The sequence below is a fragment of the Rhodococcus sp. DN22 genome, assembly GCF_036669995.1.
GTDB lineage: Bacteria > Actinomycetota > Actinomycetes > Mycobacteriales > Mycobacteriaceae > Rhodococcus_F > Rhodococcus_F erythropolis.
This window is the reverse complement of the sequence record NZ_CP133326.1, coordinates 4,630,244-4,646,373: the sequence shown is the minus strand read 5'-3', so window position 1 is coordinate 4,646,373 and position 16,130 is coordinate 4,630,244. Positions and strand designations below refer to the sequence as shown.

The window sequence follows — 16,130 nt, the reverse complement described above, 5'->3', positions numbered from 1 at the left end:
GCTGATCACCCCACAGTTGCAGTTTCGACTTCCACAGATCAGGCATGGTCCCGGTCAACGGGAGGTTTGTAATCCCCTGACCGCGCCCAGAAATGTGTCCAGGTCGGCTTCGTCGACGAAGTAGTGCGGCGATGCGCGAACCACGGCATCGAGCCCGCGGGCATCCATGTCGAGGAGGGTGGACCCGCGACCACTGACGGTAACGGTGATGTTCTGTGCTGCAAGCTGATCCCGCACCAAGTGCTCGGGGATACCGTCGACGGTGAAGGAAACGATGCCGCTCAGTTGGGTTCCTCGATCGCGGACTTCGACTCCGGAAATCGCTGCCAGACCTTCCCTCAGCGTGACTGCTCGGGATTCGATCTGCTCCCACGCCGTGTCGGTGCCGATCGAGAGCAGATAGTCGGCGGCGACGCCGAGACCCAGGCGCGCAGCGACACTCGTTTCCCAGAGCTCGAATCGTGTTGCGTCCGGTGCGGGTACGAAGCTGTTCTCGCCGGTCCATTCCGCTCCGTGCAGGTCCATCGCAGCGGGTTCGAGTGCGTCGACGAGTCCGGGGCGGACGTACAGGAATCCGGTTCCGCGTGGCCCGCGGAGCCACTTGCGGCCGGTTGCGCTGAGGGCGTCGACGCCGAGTTCGGTGACGTCGATGGGCAATTGGCCGACGGACTGGCATGCGTCGAGCAGAACGAGCGAGCCGTGGGCCCTCGCGAGTTCGACGACCTCGCGGACGGGGTTGATCAGGCCGCCGTTGGTGGGGACGTGGACGACGGAGACGACGCGAACACGATCGTCGAGCATGTTCTCGAGTGCGTCGAGGTCGATGCGTCCGTACTGATCGCTCGGGATGATCTCGACGTGGGCACCGGTCGAACGCGCCCGCCCCAGTGCAGCGATGGCGTTGCTCGCGTATTCGACTCCGCTGATGAGAATTCGATCACCGGGTCCGAGCGGAACGGCAGCGAGGAAGTCGTTCCACGCGCGGGTCGCGCTGTCCGTCAAAGCGATATCGGTTGCCTGAGCACCGATGACCCGGGCCAGCGAATGGGGAACAGCAGCGAGGGCGCCGCTCTGACGAGCAGCTGCGACGTATCCGCCGACGTCGGCTTCACGTCGCAGGTGCTCGATCATCGTGGCCGGCACCGGCTCGGGCGGGAGCGAGGATCCCGCGCTGTCGAGGAACACCTTGTCAAGGCATCCGGGAGTGTCGCGGCGGATCGTGTCGAGATCGAACATGGCACCTTCCGTTCATGTCGGTGTGGTTCAAACTACCTGTGAACGAAGCTGTCCCGATGGAGCGAAGACTGGGCACCGCCGATGCCGTGGTGATCGGCCTCGGCGCGATGATCGGCGCCGGAGTCTTCGTGGTGTTCGCGCCTGCTGCCGCAGTAGCCGGTACCGGGTTGCTTGTGGGCCTGGTGATTGCAGCGTTCATCGCCTACTGCAACGCGACGTCGTCGGCGCAGCTTGCGGCCAGATACCCCACTTCAGGTGGGACCTACGTCTACGGACGTGAGCAGCTCGGACCCTGGTGGGGGTTTGCCGCCGGCTGGTCGTTCGTGATCGGGAAGACCGCGAGCTGCGCGGCAATGGCTCTGACTTTTGCGACGTATGTTGCGCCTACGGCCTGGCGTGTCCCCGTCGCGGTATTGGTGGTGGCAGCGCTGGTTGCAGTCAACTATCGCGGAGTCACGCGGACGGCGCACATGGCCAGGGTGATCGTCGCCGTGTCGACGACGGCGCTGTGTGTAGCGCTGGTGGTTGCCGTCGTCGGTCCTGGTGCGGTGCGCGAGTTCCCGGATCTCGCATTCGGGTCGTGGTACGGAATTCTGCAAGCGGCGGGGCTGCTTTTCTTCGCGTTCGCCGGTTACGCCAGGATCGCGACGCTGGGGGAGGAAGTGCGTGATCCGCGTCGAACGATTCCGCGGGCGATCCTGATCGCACTCACCGTCGCCGTTGTCCTCTATGCGCTGGTAGCGGTGGTGCTGTTGGTGACGCTGGGACCTGATCGGCTGGCGAATTCGGCGCGACCACTGGCAGATGCGGTGGGCGCAGTCGGGTGGAGTTGGGCCGTTCCCGTAGTGGTGATCGGTGCCGCGGCGGCGTCGGCGGGGGCGCTGCTGGCTCTGATCGCCGGCGTGAGTCGTACGGCGATGGCGATGGCCCGCGAGCGCGATCTGCCAGTGGCCCTCGCTGCCGTCCATCCACGGTACGGGGTCCCTCACCATGCGGAACTTGTGGTCGGTGCCGTTGTGATCGCCTTGGTCTCGACAACCGATCTTCGTGGGGTGATCGGCTTTTCGTCGTTCGGAGTGCTGCTCTACTACTTCGTCGCGAACGTGAGTGCGTACAGCCAACGCGGTGTGGACCGGATGTATCCGAAGTTGCTGCAAGCGGTCGGCGCGGCTGGTTGTGTCGTTCTGGTGGTCACACTTCCGTGGATCGCGGTTGTTTCCGGCGCAGGTGTGGTTCTGGCCGGTTGTGGGTACCGGTGGATACGACTGAAGAAATTCAACGACACGTAACACCACAAAGGGTGCATCTCGGACGTTGGCGTTCTATCGTCGGTAGCGACCGCGAAGACCGCCCGAAGGGGAAGTCGAATGGTGACAGCAGCGTTGACAGCAGCACAGACCACGCAGGTGGATTCACGTCCTGCGGCCGAGGCCTACGTCGGTGGTGTGTGCTTCAAACAGGGGCCACCCCGTTTGGTCGGAGCTGAGCTCGAGTGGCTGACCAGCCAGGTTCCCGGTGGGGAGCGGCCGTCAGCAGCGACTCTGGCAAAGGCACTCGGGCGACACGCACCCACCAGTATCGACCCGGATTCACCAGCGGTTCCGCTTCCTCGTGGCAGCCTCGTCACCGTAGAACCTGGCGGACAGATCGAACTCTCGTCAGCGCCGCGGACGTCCGCCCGAGAACTGTGTGACTGTCTCGACGAAGACCGTCGTACTCTCGAAACACTCCTCGCGTCGTACTCCATCGAAATCAGTTCTGCCGCGGCCGACGTCGCCCGACCACCTTCCCGGATTCTCCGGTTGCCACGTTATTGCGCAATGGAATCCCGCTTCGCCGGGATAGGACCGTACGGCACCTTGATGATGTGCAATACAGCAGCAGTGCAGGTCAGTGTCGATGCCGGCGGCAGCCCGGAGTCCATTGCCCAGCGTTGGCGGCTCCTCGGGGACATGGGGCCGGCGCTCATCGCTGCGTTTGCGTGTTCTCCACGCTTGCAAGGGGTTCCGAGAGGGGATTGGGCGTCCCAACGCATGCGGACGTGGCTCGAACTCGATTCCTGGCGAACGGTCGCAGTCCCGGAAGTGCAGGACTACGCCGGCTGGGCGCTCGATGTTCCGCTGATGTGTGTGCGAAACGAGGGCGACGATTGGACGGCTCCGCGGGGTGCCACTTTCGGGGACTGGATAGACGGCGCTGTGGATGCCGAGATCGGACGCCGACCCGTCTGGGCGGACTTGGACTATCACCTGTCCACGCTGTTCCCGCCGGTTCGCGCTGTCGGCCATCTGGAGGTTCGCTACATCGATGCGCAGCCGGGAGATCTGTGGCGAGTACCGGTAGCAGCGATCGACGCGTTGCTGTCCGGGCCTGCCGTGATGCGTGAGGCGAGTGATGCCGCAGCGTCGACGGCCGGGAGATGGCGGGATGCGGCAGAGTACGGTTTGGACGACGTCGAACTGCGTTCGGCGGCAACCTCTCTGATGTCGCTTGCCGCGTCGTACGCGCCGGAGCCGCAGTTTGTCCGTCTTCTCGATGCCGCAGCCGAACGGTGTTGTCGCGCAATTGTGCCCGGTGAGAGCGACACATGACGGGGGAGATCACCAAGGAAGCGGTCGAGGCCGTACTTCTGCGAGCGCGTGAACGGTCGACGCTGCTCACCGACTGCGTCGACGATACCGAATTGGTCGCTCAGCATTCTCCGTTGATGAGTCCACTCGTGTGGGACCTGGCGCATATCGGCAATCAAGAGGAACTCTGGCTGGTGCGAGATGTCGGTGGCCGCGATCCGGTGCGTAGCGACATAGACGAGCTGTACGACGCGTTCAAGCATTCGAGATCGTCGAGACCCACACTTCCCCTGCTCAACCCGGCCGAGGCGCGCGAATACGTACGTACGGTTCGCGGGAAGGTCTGGGATGTGCTCGAAGCAAGCACCTTCGGACGCACAGAACTCGACATGGACGGTTTTGCCTTCGGGATGATCGCGCAGCACGAGCAGCAACACGCCGAAACCATGCTCGCAACACACCAATTGCGTTCGGGACCCACGGCACTCGTTGCCACACCCGCTCCGCAAGCGGCCCGCATGCCGGAACTCGACGAGGTCACGATCCCCGCCGGCCCCTTCGTCATGGGGACCGACGACGAACCGTGGGCACTCGACAACGAGCGCACTGCGCATCAGGTCTATCTCACCGACTTCGCGATCGACAGATTCCCGGTCACCAATGGGCAGTTCGTCGAATTCATCGAGGACGGCGGCTATTCCCGACCGGAACTGTGGTCTCGAGACGGTTGGCGGCATCGCGTCGACGCGAAGCTCCGTGCACCACTGTTCTGGGAACGCGACAGTTCGGGTTGGTGGCACGAGACTTTCGGCGTCGAGGCTCCGGTCCCACCGGACAAGCCCGTCGTGCATGTGAGCTTCTACGAAGCCGAGGCCTACGCGTGCTGGGCAGGCAAACGGCTTCCCACCGAGGCGGAATGGGAAAAGGCCGCGCGGTGGGATCCGGAATCCGGAAGATCGCGACGATTCCCGTGGGGGGACGTGTCCGCAGACGAGAAACTTGCCAATCTCGGTCAGCGCCATCTCGGTCCCGCCGGCGTCGGCTCGTACCCGGCGGGTGCATCGGCAGCAGGTGTCGAGCAGTTGATCGGTGACGTGTGGGAGTGGACGTCTTCGGGTTTCCATCCGTATCCGGGTTTCCGGGCCTTCCCCTACCGGGAGTACTCGGAGGTGTTCTTCGGCGGCGACTACAAAGTGTTGCGAGGGGGATCGTTCGGGACCGACAGCGTTGCCTGCCGGGGGACGTTCCGCAACTGGGACCACCCGATCAGGCGCCAGATCTTCTCGGGTTTTCGCTGCGCCAGAACGATTTCGGGTAGATCCTGACATGTGTCGGCACCTCGGGTATCTCGGGCCGCCGCGTTCGGTTCGTGAACTCCTCCACGACGGCGAGAACTCACTGATGCGACAGTCGTGGGCACCTCGTGAGATGCGTGGCGGCGGGACCATCAATGCCGACGGATTCGGCGCGGTGTGGTGGAACGGTGGAAGGCAGGGACGGTACCGCAGTATCTCGCCGATCTGGTCGGACCCGACAGTCGACGAGACGTTGTCCCACATCGTTTCCGGATCCGTTCTCGCCGCCGTACGTTCCGCGACGGAGGGGATGGCCGTCGAGATCGGTGCCTGCGCACCGTTCGTCGACGGAACCTACGCTTTCAGCCACAACGGAGCGGTATCCGGTTGGCCTGGCTCACTCGCCGACTTGGCAGCAGAAGTTCCGGCCGTCGAATTGCTGAAGATGCCCGCGCCGACGGATGCTGCCTTGTTGTGGACAGTGCTTCGGCATCGGTTGAAGTCGAAGCCCGCGGAAGCCGCCGTGACGAGCCTCGTTCACGATGTGGCTGCGGCGGCACCGGATTCACGATTGAACCTCCTGTTCGGCGACGGGCAGGAACTGTGGGCCACGGCGTGGGGCCACACGTTGTACACGCGGGTCGACGAGTCGCGGGCACTGGTCGTTTCCGAACCGTCCGATCGTTCACCGGACTGGGAGCAGGTGCCGGACCGGCACATCGTCTGCGCGCGTCCCGGCCATTTGATCATCACCCCGATACCGATGGGAGAATAATGAAAACCCCTACGCTCGAGGTTTATCTGACACCGACCGAATCGGTCGACGCATTGCGAGCCGAGGCCAGGGAGGGCTTGACCGCTACGCCGAAGTGGCTCTCGCCCAAATGGTTCTACGACGCGCGTGGAAGTGAACTGTTCGAGGAGATCACGGCCTTACCCGAGTATTACCCCACCCGTACCGAACGCGGCCTGCTCGCTCGGTACGCCGACGAGATCGCGGCGTTGACCGAACCCGAGATCCTGATCGAACTGGGTTCAGGTTCCTCTGAGAAGACGCGGTTACTCCTCGACGCGATGACGGCTCGCGGAACTCTGCGAACGTATGTACCACAGGATGTTTCGGTGACGGCCCTCGAAGGTGCGGCGCAGCAAGTCGGTGCCGAGTTTCCCGGAATCGACGTGCTCGGAGTGGTCAGCGACTTCACCGGTTCGCTGCATCATCTGCCAGGTGGTGGACGGCGGGCGGTCGCGTTTCTCGGTGGAACTCTCGGCAATCTCGTTCCGGCAGAACGCGCCGAGTTCCTCTCGGGCATTGCAGCGGTGCTCGATCCCGGTGAGAACCTGATCCTGGGCGTGGGATTGGTGATCGATCCCGCAGTCCTCGTGCCCGCCTACGACGACGCTGCCGGTGTGACTGCTCAGTTCAATCTCAATGTTCTCTCGGTCCTGAACAAGCAACTGGGAGCGAACTTTCCCTTGGAGGACTTCCGTCACGTCGCGCTCTGGGATGCCGAGAACGAGTGGATCGAGATGCGCCTGGAAGCACTTCGTGAAGTCTCGGTGCACATCGACGACCTGGATCTGGAGATCACCTTCGCAGCGGGCGAGCAGCTGCGCACCGAGATCTCGGCGAAGTTCACCGAGGAGGGGATTGCCGCGGAACTCGCGTCCGCGGGCTTCGGGGTGCGGAAGGTGTGGACGGATCGGGATCAGCGCTTTGCGCTGTTGTGTGCGCAGCGGGCGTGAGCGTTCTCTAATCGACTCGAAACGCGGGTTTCCGCGTCTGGGAACGACTTCTGTGCGCTCGGTTCCGGCAGCGCAGACCGATTTGTCTGTTTATAGTGAGGCGCAGAACGGTTTCCGACCCGAGGAGAACGCGTGCGTCATCCGAAGCTCGCCGCATTGACCGTGGCCCTGACTGCAGTACTGGTGATGCCGGTAACGCAGAGCGTGGCTCAACCATTCCCCTTCGACCCCGGCAGTTTCGGCAACGGAAGCACCGGATCGTTGGGGAGCGACGACCCGGACATACCCATCGAGGACACCCTCCCGCAGTTGTCGGTCACCACACTGGTCGACGGACTCGACCACCCCTGGGACGTGGTGGCGGCCCCGGACGGTGCAATCCTGACCGGACAACGATCCGGCGGATTCTTCGTTCGCCGAGGCGACAACACGACAGGTCCAGTCGCTGCTGACCTTTCGGATCTCTACGCGCAGTCCGAAACCGGCCTCATGGGTATCGCGCTTGCCCGCGACTTCGCTCAGTCGCGCACCCTCTACACCTGCCAGGGATTCAGCGCTGGGGGAGTCACGGACGTTCGAGTGATCTCGTGGACCGTCGACGCCGGATGGACCGCACTCACGCGAACCGGAACTGTACTGCCAGGAATCCCGGTCTCGTCCGGGCGTCACGGGGGTTGCCGAATTCTTGCGGCGCAGGACGGAACGCTGTTCGTCGGGACGGGTGACACCGCGACGCCGAGCGTCCCCCAGGATCCGAATTCGCTGGGCGGCAAGGTCTTGCACATCAACGCCGACGGAACTCCGGCGGCGGGGAATCCGAATGCTTCCAGCCCGGTCTACACGCTCGGGCACCGCAACGTCCAAGGCTTGGCCGTGCAACCCGGAACCGGCCGGGTGTACTCGGTTGAACAGGGCACAAGCGTCGACGACGAAGTCAACCTGCTTACCCCCGGCGGAAATTACGGCTACCGCCCGGATCGGCTTCCCGGAACGTACGACGAATCCGTGCCGATGACCGATCCCGTGCGAGTGCCGGGAGCGATTGCGGCGGTGTGGCGTTCGGGTAGCTCGACGTTGGCTACCGCCAGCGCTGCCTTCACCGGTGGAGCTGCATGGGGTGCCTGGGACGGTGCGCTCGTAATGGGTGGCCTCAAGAGCAAGGAACTGATCTTCCTCCGCCTGAATGCCGACGGACGCTCGGTCGACGCGCAGACCTTCGGGTTGGAGAACCAGTTCGGTCGCTTGCGGTCGGTGACCCCGACGCCCGACGGCTCGCTCCTGGTGACCACCGACAACGGCGCCGGCGACAAGGTGCTGCGGGTGACGCCTACGCCCTGATCTTCAGTACCAGGCGATGACCCGGCACGGACCACCCGAACCACCCGCATGCGTCGGCGCTCCCACCATCACCGTGGCGCCGACGGCCGGAAGTGCGGACAGATTTGCGAGGGCTTCGACTGCGTACTTTCCTGAGCCCAAAGCGCTTCGGTGAGCCCCGTGGGTGGTGCTTCGGCCCGCGTCGATGCTGAGGGTGTCCGAGCCCACGGCGACGATGTTGCGCTCGCGGACGAGAAAGTCGATCGCCTCGGGGTTGAATCCCGGTGTGTGTTGCACGCCGAGTGCATCTCGATTCGTGAAGGCGCCACCGGCACCGGCCCGGGTATCCCAACCCGAGTTCATCGCAACCAGGCTGCGGGGAGCGATGGTCCCGTGGAGGGACTCCCAATCGAGGATGTCCTGGCGGGTGAGCAGTGTGTCGGGGTCGACGGAGGCTCGGGCACTGATGTCGACGACCGCAATCGGCACGACGAGGTCGGCGACGGGAATCTTCTCGACGGTGATTCCGTCCGCACTGGCGTGTGCGGGAGCGTCGATGTGAGTACCAGTGTGTTCTTCGAGGCGGAGTTCGTTGAGGTAGAAGTTTCCACCTGACTCGGCGGAGCCGAGCGAGCCCAGAGACCCGCCGGCGTCGGCGATCTTCGCCAGGTTCCTCATCTCGAACGAGCGCGCGCCCGGCCACACCGGGAACTCCGGCGTCAGTACGTGGGTCAGATCGACGATGGTCTGACCTGTTGGCGTTGCCGACGCAGTGGGCTGTACAGCGCCGGCCATGACGGTCGCGCCGAGGGCACCGGTGCCCAGCGCCGCGAACATCGATCGACGGCTGATCTTCCTGCCTTCGCGTCCGATCGATTCGTAGACCTCCGACAAGACCTTCGGTGAGCACATCAGAAACTCCAGATCACTGGGATCAACACCGTTGCAACTATCAGGAACCACAACAACATCGGGAGTCCGAGCTTCCAGTAGTCGCCGAACTTGTAACCACCAGGGCCCATCACCATCATGTTCGCGGGAGTGGCTACAGGCGTCAGGAAGGAGGCCGCGGCAGCGACGGTGACCGTCATCAGAAGGGGCAGCACCGAGATGTCGAGTTCGATGGCGACCGAGATCGCGATCGGCGTGATGATCAACGCGGTTGCAGTGTTGCTGATCAGCTGGCCCAGAGTCGCCGTCACGACGAAGAGTCCGGCGACGACGACATACGGGCTTGCCCCACCGACGACGTCGACAAACGCATGAGCGAGCTTTTCGGCCGCGCCGGTCTGCTGGATTGCGGTCGACAGCGGGATCATTCCGCCGACGAGAATCAACGTGGTCCACGAGATGGACCGATGCGCCTGCTCGACGCTGATGACTCGTAGCAGCACCATCGCACATGCCGCGAGGAGTCCGGCTATCGCGGACGGCACCAATCCGAACGTCAGCATCACTACCATCGCCGCGACGACGACGAGAGCGATGACCGCGCGGGTTCCCAACGGGGCTGCCTGCTTACGGATCTGGGCAGGTGCGTCGACCACGAGGACGTTCGGATCGACGGCGGTGTGGGTGTCGAGATCGTCCCAGCTTCCTTGCAGGAGAAGCGTGTCACCGGCCGCCAACTTGACGCCCTTGGGGCCGCAGTCCTCACCGGCGCGCTGGACTGCGAGTATCACCAGATCTCCACTGTCGGTCACCATGCCCGGAAAAGCCCTGTCGCCGATCATTTCCGAGCGCGGCGGGATGATCACTTCGACGACGCCGTCGTGCTTGGTGATCAAGGGCTCTGCGGACGGCGCATCCTTTCCCATGAGCTGATACTGCTTCGCGAGGGTCTTGGCATGCCGGCTCAGGTCAGGCGACATCGACGTCCCAGCACGATGGGGGAGGACGTGAGGACCGAGAAGTACGGCGATCGCAATCGTTCCCAATACGAGCGGCGCACCGACCAAGGTGAAACTGAAGAACCCGAAAGCACCGGCCCCGGATTCCTCGGCGGCTTCGGAAACGATGATGTTGACCGGTGTTCCGGTCAAGGTGAGCATCGATCCGGCATGGGCGGCAAATGCCAACGGCAGAAGCAGTTGTGACGTCGATTTACCGAGACGTACCGCCAAGACGACCACCATCGGTACCAACGCGGCTACGGCCCCGTTGACGCTGATCAATGCGGTCAACGCGGCAACCAGCAACATGATCGCACTCACGAGACGGACTCGGGATTCGCCGACTTTCGCCAGCAGTTTCTCGCCCGCCCACGTGGTGACACCGGTGGCGTCGAGGGCTTCGCTGACGACAAAAAGCGCGGCGATGAACACCACCGTGGGATCGCCGAATCCGGCGAGCGCCTGCTCCATCGTGATCACACCGGTGGCGTACAGCGCCAGGGCAGTGCCGATCGCGATGATGCCGACCGGGATTCGGCCGATCACGAACAGCGCCACGACCAGTGCAAGCACGACGAAAGTGATGGTGATGTCATTCACGATTCGTAAAGGTACCTGCTCATACAGAACGGCCCCGTCTCGCAAGTGAGACGGGGCCGTGGGACGGACGCGAGGGGAATTAGTTGGAGGCGGCGATGCGGGCCTTCTCGAGAGCGGCCAGCGTGCGAAGAACCGTGGCCTTCTGCTTGTTCAGATCGCTCAGTCGTGCGCGAGCCGGCAACCCTTGTGCGAGTTCGGCGACCTTGATCTGCTCGTCGATCGAACCGAGCTGATCGAGAAGCCCTAGGACGCGCGTCTGGAGCGTGTCGATGTCCACGGTGTCGGTCTTGACCGGAGCGGCAACGCGCGTCGCTGTGCCCGTGCTGGCGGGGCGGGAAGCGCGTGCGGGTGACGTGTCGGCGACAACCGTTGCGGCGCGGGGCCGAATTGCCTTGCGAACAGCGGCCGCATCAGGAAGGACGTCCATACGGATCTCGTTCAGGACTCGGCGTGCCTCGCGTGCGTTGACGCGGTACTCGCGCTCTTCGTCGTCGTCGGACTGCAGCGTGCCGCCGAGCGGGCGCAGACCGTACATGCCGAGGAAGCGCTTGGCGTCGTCGATGATGCCTTCGTTTTCACGGCATTTTCCGCAGCGGGGTTCGTTGCGGAACATGTCCACGGAGTTGTCGTCTCCGCACCAGACACAAGATCCTGGGCGCCACCGCCGGATCGTCGGAACTGATGAATTCAGGGAATGAGATTCGGGCCGGGATTCCAGGGTTTGCGCGTCGATCACGACGAGCCACACTAGGCGAAGATTGCGGCGCGGTGAACACCGCCCCAACATCGACCTGGGTTTCTCGACGGTAGCGTGATCAAGATCATGCCAATCGTCGCATTCGGCGGTATTCGTGTGTCCCACAGGTGGTTTCATGATGACCGGGTGGTCTGTTTCTGAGAGGTTCACGAAGACGACGACGGGCGCGTACCGGTGACCGTGAAGTCACAGGTACGCGCCCGTAGTGCGGCGCGAGACTAGGCGCTGCCGTTGAACAGCGAAGTCACAGAACCGTTCTCGAAAACTTCCTTGATGGTGCGAGCGAGCAGCGGTGCGATGGACAGCACCGTCAGCGTCGGGAACTTCTTCGACTCGTCGATCGGAAGTGTGTTGGTGACAACAACTTCCTTCGCGCCACACGTCGACAGACGCTCGGCCGCAGGGTCGGAGAGGACGCCGTGGGTTGCAGCGATGACGACGTCACCTGCACCGGCCTCCTTGAGCACCTTGACCGCGCCGGCGATGGTTCCGCCGGTGTCGATCATGTCGTCGATCAGGATGCAGGTGCGACCTTCGACCTCACCGACGACGCGGTTGGACTTGACCTGGTTGGGTACCAACGGGTCGCGCGTCTTGTGAATGAATGCCAGCGGTGCTCCGCCGAGCGAGTCGGCCCACTTCTCGGCGACACGAACGCGGCCCGAGTCGGGGGACACCACCGTGATGTTCTCGAGGTTGTAGCCCGCGCGAATGTGGTTGGCCAACTGGCTGTGTGCGTGCATGTGATCGACGGGGCCGTCGAAAAAGCCCTGGATCTGATCGGTATGCAGGTCGACCGTGATGATGCGATCGGCGCCGGCGGTCTTGAGCAGGTCGGCAATCAGGCGAGCGGAGATCGGCTCGCGTCCGCGATGCTTCTTGTCCTGGCGGGCGTACGGGTAGAACGGAAGAACGGCGGTGATGCGCTTTGCCGATCCACGCTTGAGAGCGTCGATCATGATGAGCTGCTCCATCACCCACGTGTTCAGCGGTGCCGGATGACTCTGCAGGACGAACGCATCGGAGCCGCGAACCGACTCTTCGAATCGAACGAAGATCTCACCGTTCGCGAAGTCGCGCGCGGTCTGCGGGGTGACGCGGATGTCGAGTTCCTTCGCCACCTGCTCCGCCAACTCGGGATGTGCGCGACCCGAGAACAACATCAGGTTCTTCTGGTTGTCGATCCAATTCGCAGTCACTGGTTCATGCCGTCCTTTTGTGCTTGCCGGTCGATCTGGTGGTGATCTGTGCTGTCTGTTGTGCAGGGCTGTCAGGTTGTTGCAGGGCCGTCAGGTTGTGCAGCTGCTGCAGCGGCATCGGCCGCGGGTGTGCCGGGACGATTCTTCTGGACCCAGCCCTCGATGTTGCGCTGCACCCCACCCGAGACGGCGAGCGCCCCAGGCGGTACGTCGTTCTTCAAGACCGTGCCCGCACCCGTGTATGCGCCGTCTCCCACGACGAGAGGGGCGACGAACATGGTGTCGGAGCCTGTTCGGACATGCGACCCCACCACAGTACGGCTCTTGTTCACCCCGTCGTAATTGACGAAGACGCTCGAAGCTCCGATATTGCTGTGATGGCCGATGGTGGCGTCGCCGACGTAGGTAAGATGCGGAATCTTCGAATGCTCCCCGATATCCGCGTTCTTGGTTTCCACGTAGGCGCCGATCTTGCCGTGTGCCCCGAGGCGGGTACCAGGCCGGAGATAGGCGAAGGGGCCGACAGTCGCGTCCGCGCCGACAACGGAGTCGGTCCCGTGCGAGCGGACGACGACTGCGCGCTCACCGACTCTCACGTTGTCCAAGGTGGTATCCGGGCCGATCACGGCGTCTTCGCCCACCGAGGTCGTGCCGGTCAACTGAACTCCGGGCAGGAGCGTCACGTCCTGTGCGACGTGCACGCCGCAATCTATCCATGTGCTCGCAGGATCGACGACGGTGACGCCGGCACGCATCCACTTCTCGAGGATCCGACGGTTCATCTCGCGGGCGAGCATCGAGAGCTGCACGCGATCGTTGGCCCCCGCGACGAGAACCGAATCCGCGATGTGCTGAGCACGAACACGCTTGCCCGCGCGACGGGCGATCATGATCACATCGGTGAGATAGAACTCGTGTTGTGCGTTGTTGGAGTCGAGGGACGCCAGCGCGTCGCGCAGAGTTTCGAAGTCGAAGGCGTAGACCCCTGAATTGACCTCGGTGATCGAGCGCTGCGAATCGGTGGCTTCCTTCTCCTCGACTATGGCGTTCACCTCGCCGTCCGTCGTACGAAGGATTCGCCCGTAGCCGGTGGGGTCGACGGCCGTCGACGTCAACACCGTCACCGCGGCCGCGGGAGCAGCCGTGTGCTGGGCGAGGAGGTCTGCGATGGTCTTGCCGTCGAGCAGAGGCACGTCGGCGGCTGTGACGAGTACGGTCCCGGAGAAGTCGGCCGGCAACCCCTCGAGCCCACAACTGACAGCGTGCCCGGTGCCCTTCTGCTCGTCCTGAACGGCGACGGTGACGGAACGGTCCAGTTCCCCGGCGACTGCGTTCACGGCTTCGGTGACACGCTCACGATCGTGACCGACGACGGTCACCAGGTGCGTGGGATTCAGTGAGGTTGCCGCGTGAAGCGAATGTGCCAGCATGCTGCGTCCGGCGAGAGTGTGGAGGACCTTGGGAGTCTTCGACTTCATTCGTGTACCGGCACCCGCTGCGAGAACGATCACGGCGGTCTGCACTGGTTTGAGCTCCCTCTGTCGATCAAACTGTCGATCAAACTGTCGATCAAGACATACATTTCCGCTCGGGAAAGCATGTTGTTCACCAGCTCCGCCGCCAGGACTCGAACCTGAACTATCTGAACCAAAATCAGAGGTGCTGCCATTACACCACGGCGGATTGCCACGCATTGCCGAGCCTTGCGGCCGAACGCGCGAAAGAATAATCGCATGCCGACCCGCCGTAGGTCGAACCGCTCCTCCGATCGGGCCCCTGAAGTCCCGATAGGCTGAGCGTCCACAGCAGTAATTTGTGTGTCGGCGAGAGGAAGACAATGGCGACGGTGTCCGGTTCGGGTGGCGGGGATCCAGTTCCCGAACGAGTGACACGGATCCGGATGACCGGTACCCAACGTCGGCAACAGCTGATCGAGATCGGGCGGGCATTGTTCGCCGAACGGGGATACGAAGCGACCTCGATCGAGGAGATCGCCCAGCGCGCGAACGTGTCCAAGCCTGTCGTGTACGAGCACTTCGGCGGCAAGGAGGGGCTGTACGCCGTCGTAGTGGACCGGGAGATGTCGCGACTCCTCGAGATGATCACGTCTTCGCTCTCACAAAATCGCTCGAGAGTTCGAGTTGAGCGGGTTGCGTTGGCTTTGCTCACCTACGTGGAAGAGCACACCGACGGATTTCGGATACTCGTGCGCGATTCGTCCGTTGTCGCGCCCAGTGGGACATATTCGAGCCTCCTCAACGACGCGATCAGTCAGGTGGGCTACCTGTTGGCGGGGGACTTCTCCAGACGCGGTTTCGACCCCGGACTAGCAACGATGTACGCACAGGCGCTTGTCGGCATGGTGTCCACTACGGCTACTTGGTGGCTCGACGAACGGACTCCGTCGAAGGAAGTTGTCGCCGCTCACCTCGTGAATTTGTGTTGGAATGGGCTGACGAATCTGGAAGCCGATCCACAATTGGAGGGTTAACCAGGCGCGCCTGCCGCGCAGAGATGGATCGCGGTCTAAGCTGTGTTCGCTGTATCACGATCGTTTGATGGGCAAATGTCTCATTTGTTTGCAGGGTGGGTTGAATGCCGAACCGTGCCATCCATTTTGACGCTGTGAACGGGTAAGACCAAGAATTCGTTCGATGTGTGGTGATTGGAGGCCGGATCGATGGTGAGGCAAGAGCGGGCAGAAGCCACCCGTGATTCGGTGCTGCGCGGAGCAGCGGGTGTGTTCTTGCGCCTGGGCTATGCCAATGCCAGCTTGAGCGAGATCATCGCCGAGTCGCAGGTGACCAAAGGCGCCCTGTACTTCCATTTCGGGTCCAAGGAAGAACTCGCGCGGGCAGTGATCGACGAAGGTTCGGCACGTTTCGACGCAAAATGTGAGCTCTGGTTGGACCGTCGAACTCCCGCGCTCGAGTCACTGATCGGTATTTCGTCGGTCATCGTCGACATCGGTGCGCATGACGCCATGGTTAGAGCTACGTTCCGCTTGTTGGTCGAGATCGGGGACTATCGGGGCTCCGGGCCGGCGACTCTGGACGTGTGGCTCGACATTTACCGTGAACTTGCCAGCCGTGCGGCAGACGAAGGTGATCTGCGTTCGGACGCGGATTCTGCTGACATTGCTCGTTTCCTGTTGGAAGTTGCGTCGGGAGTTCGGCTGATGGCAGCCGCGACCGGGACCGTTCGTGAGCTTTCGGACTCCATGAAGGCATCGTGGAACCTGATACTTCCGATCGTGGTCCCGGAATCGAAAGTGGAGTACTTCAGGCAATTCGCGGCCCGTCGCCTTGCCAGTGATCACTGAAATCACTGGCTCTCCGCACTGCTCCTTTGGTCAATTTGCTGCAAATGTCCTGGTAGGGACATTGTTCTCTTTGTTCTGCATTCGAAACAAACTAAGAGTATGTTTATAGTGTTGATGGGAATCTGGAAGTCCGATCTTGCCGTCGATCTTCGGATTGCGGTATGTTCTATCAGTAGCTGAAGAATTGCTGAGAATG

At 62.9% G+C, this 16,130-nt stretch carries 14 protein-coding genes and 1 tRNA gene; 8 read left to right on the top strand and 7 right to left on the bottom strand.

All coding sequences use genetic code 11. The annotated features are described in order from the left end of the window. Positions 1 to 54: 54 nt before the first annotated feature. Positions 55 to 1,236 carry an aminotransferase class V-fold PLP-dependent enzyme gene (locus tag RA302_RS21040; protein ID WP_070162471.1) on the bottom strand — a complete coding sequence of 394 codons (1,182 nt, stop codon included), beginning with the start codon at positions 1,234 to 1,236 and terminating at the stop codon, positions 55 to 57. Positions 1,237 to 1,250: 14 nt separating this feature from the next. Between RA302_RS21040 and RA302_RS21035 the strand changes: the two genes are divergently transcribed. From RA302_RS21035 to RA302_RS21010, 6 genes are all read left to right on the top strand, one after another. Then, on the top strand, positions 1,251 to 2,525 hold the full coding sequence (locus RA302_RS21035; protein ID WP_070162469.1) for an APC family permease: 1,275 nt from the start codon (positions 1,251 to 1,253) through the stop codon (positions 2,523 to 2,525). Between the two features lie 78 nt (positions 2,526 to 2,603). Then, positions 2,604 to 3,827: an ergothioneine biosynthesis glutamate--cysteine ligase EgtA gene (gene egtA, locus RA302_RS21030; protein ID WP_054826087.1), complete on the top strand. Its 1,224-nt coding sequence runs from the start codon at positions 2,604 to 2,606 to the stop codon at positions 3,825 to 3,827. Further along, positions 3,824 to 5,131 carry an ergothioneine biosynthesis protein EgtB gene (egtB, locus tag RA302_RS21025; protein WP_042920949.1) on the top strand — a complete coding sequence of 436 codons (1,308 nt, stop codon included), beginning with the start codon at positions 3,824 to 3,826 and terminating at the stop codon, positions 5,129 to 5,131. Before egtA ends, egtB begins: the two co-directional genes overlap by 4 nt. 1 nt (position 5,132) lies before the next feature. After that, positions 5,133 to 5,876, top strand: a complete 744-nt coding sequence (gene egtC, locus RA302_RS21020) for an ergothioneine biosynthesis protein EgtC (protein WP_243617548.1) — start codon at positions 5,133 to 5,135, stop codon at positions 5,874 to 5,876. Further along, positions 5,876 to 6,847, top strand: a complete 972-nt coding sequence (gene egtD, locus RA302_RS21015; RefSeq protein WP_070162464.1) for an L-histidine N(alpha)-methyltransferase — start codon at positions 5,876 to 5,878, stop codon at positions 6,845 to 6,847. The genes egtC and egtD overlap by 1 nt, the downstream gene beginning before the upstream one ends. Positions 6,848 to 6,979: 132 nt before the next feature. Next, positions 6,980 to 8,185 carry a PQQ-dependent sugar dehydrogenase gene (locus tag RA302_RS21010; RefSeq protein WP_070162462.1) on the top strand — a complete coding sequence of 402 codons (1,206 nt, stop codon included), beginning with the start codon at positions 6,980 to 6,982 and terminating at the stop codon, positions 8,183 to 8,185. A gap of 3 nt (positions 8,186 to 8,188) precedes the next feature. Here RA302_RS21010 and RA302_RS21005 read toward each other — a convergent pair whose 3' ends face one another. The 6 genes from RA302_RS21005 to RA302_RS20980 form a co-directional block, all read right to left on the bottom strand. After that, entirely contained in the window at positions 8,189 to 9,076 is an 888-nt protein-coding gene (locus tag RA302_RS21005) for a cyclase family protein (RefSeq protein ID WP_070162460.1), read from the bottom strand. Then, entirely contained in the window at positions 9,076 to 10,656 is a 1,581-nt protein-coding gene (locus RA302_RS21000; protein WP_007728891.1) for an SLC13 family permease, read from the bottom strand. Before RA302_RS21000 ends, RA302_RS21005 begins: the two co-directional genes overlap by 1 nt. Positions 10,657 to 10,735: 79 nt before the next feature. Further along, positions 10,736 to 11,269 carry a hypothetical protein gene (locus tag RA302_RS20995; protein ID WP_058226039.1) on the bottom strand — a complete coding sequence of 178 codons (534 nt, stop codon included), beginning with the start codon at positions 11,267 to 11,269 and terminating at the stop codon, positions 10,736 to 10,738. 362 nt (positions 11,270 to 11,631) lie between these two features. Then, positions 11,632 to 12,612 carry a ribose-phosphate diphosphokinase gene (locus RA302_RS20990; protein WP_003946284.1) on the bottom strand — a complete coding sequence of 327 codons (981 nt, stop codon included), beginning with the start codon at positions 12,610 to 12,612 and terminating at the stop codon, positions 11,632 to 11,634. A gap of 71 nt (positions 12,613 to 12,683) precedes the next feature. Next, positions 12,684 to 14,135 carry a bifunctional UDP-N-acetylglucosamine diphosphorylase/glucosamine-1-phosphate N-acetyltransferase GlmU gene (gene glmU / locus RA302_RS20985; protein ID WP_083291724.1) on the bottom strand — a complete coding sequence of 484 codons (1,452 nt, stop codon included), beginning with the start codon at positions 14,133 to 14,135 and terminating at the stop codon, positions 12,684 to 12,686. A gap of 89 nt (positions 14,136 to 14,224) precedes the next feature. Beyond that, positions 14,225 to 14,295 (bottom strand) — tRNA-Gln (locus RA302_RS20980). 154 nt (positions 14,296 to 14,449) lie between these two features. Between RA302_RS20980 and RA302_RS20975 the strand changes: the two genes are divergently transcribed. Continuing rightward, positions 14,450 to 15,103, top strand: a complete 654-nt coding sequence (locus RA302_RS20975) for a TetR/AcrR family transcriptional regulator (protein WP_003946303.1) — start codon at positions 14,450 to 14,452, stop codon at positions 15,101 to 15,103. A gap of 189 nt (positions 15,104 to 15,292) precedes the next feature. Next, positions 15,293 to 15,934 carry a ScbR family autoregulator-binding transcription factor gene (locus tag RA302_RS20970; protein WP_003946317.1) on the top strand — a complete coding sequence of 214 codons (642 nt, stop codon included), beginning with the start codon at positions 15,293 to 15,295 and terminating at the stop codon, positions 15,932 to 15,934. Positions 15,935 to 16,130 lie beyond the last annotated feature (196 nt).

Bases quoted from the DNA above. Each gene is read 5' to 3' on its own strand.
- RA302_RS21040 (WP_070162471.1), bottom strand. From the start codon at position 1,236: ATGTTCGATCTCGACACGATCCGCCGCGACACTCCCGGATGCCTTGAC.
- RA302_RS21035 (WP_070162469.1), top strand. From the start codon at position 1,251: ATGTCGGTGTGGTTCAAACTACCTGTGAACGAAGCTGTCCCGATGGAG.
- egtA (WP_054826087.1), top strand. From the start codon at position 2,604: ATGGTGACAGCAGCGTTGACAGCAGCACAGACCACGCAGGTGGATTCA.
- egtB (WP_042920949.1), top strand. From the start codon at position 3,824: ATGACGGGGGAGATCACCAAGGAAGCGGTCGAGGCCGTACTTCTGCGA.
- egtC (WP_243617548.1), top strand. From the start codon at position 5,133: ATGTGTCGGCACCTCGGGTATCTCGGGCCGCCGCGTTCGGTTCGTGAA.
- egtD (WP_070162464.1), top strand. From the start codon at position 5,876: ATGAAAACCCCTACGCTCGAGGTTTATCTGACACCGACCGAATCGGTC.
- RA302_RS21005 (WP_070162460.1), bottom strand. From the start codon at position 9,076: ATGTGCTCACCGAAGGTCTTGTCGGAGGTCTACGAATCGATCGGACGC.
- RA302_RS20995 (WP_058226039.1), bottom strand. From the start codon at position 11,269: ATGTTCCGCAACGAACCCCGCTGCGGAAAATGCCGTGAAAACGAAGGC.
- RA302_RS20975 (WP_003946303.1), top strand. From the start codon at position 14,450: ATGGCGACGGTGTCCGGTTCGGGTGGCGGGGATCCAGTTCCCGAACGA.
- RA302_RS20970 (WP_003946317.1), top strand. From the start codon at position 15,293: ATGGTGAGGCAAGAGCGGGCAGAAGCCACCCGTGATTCGGTGCTGCGC.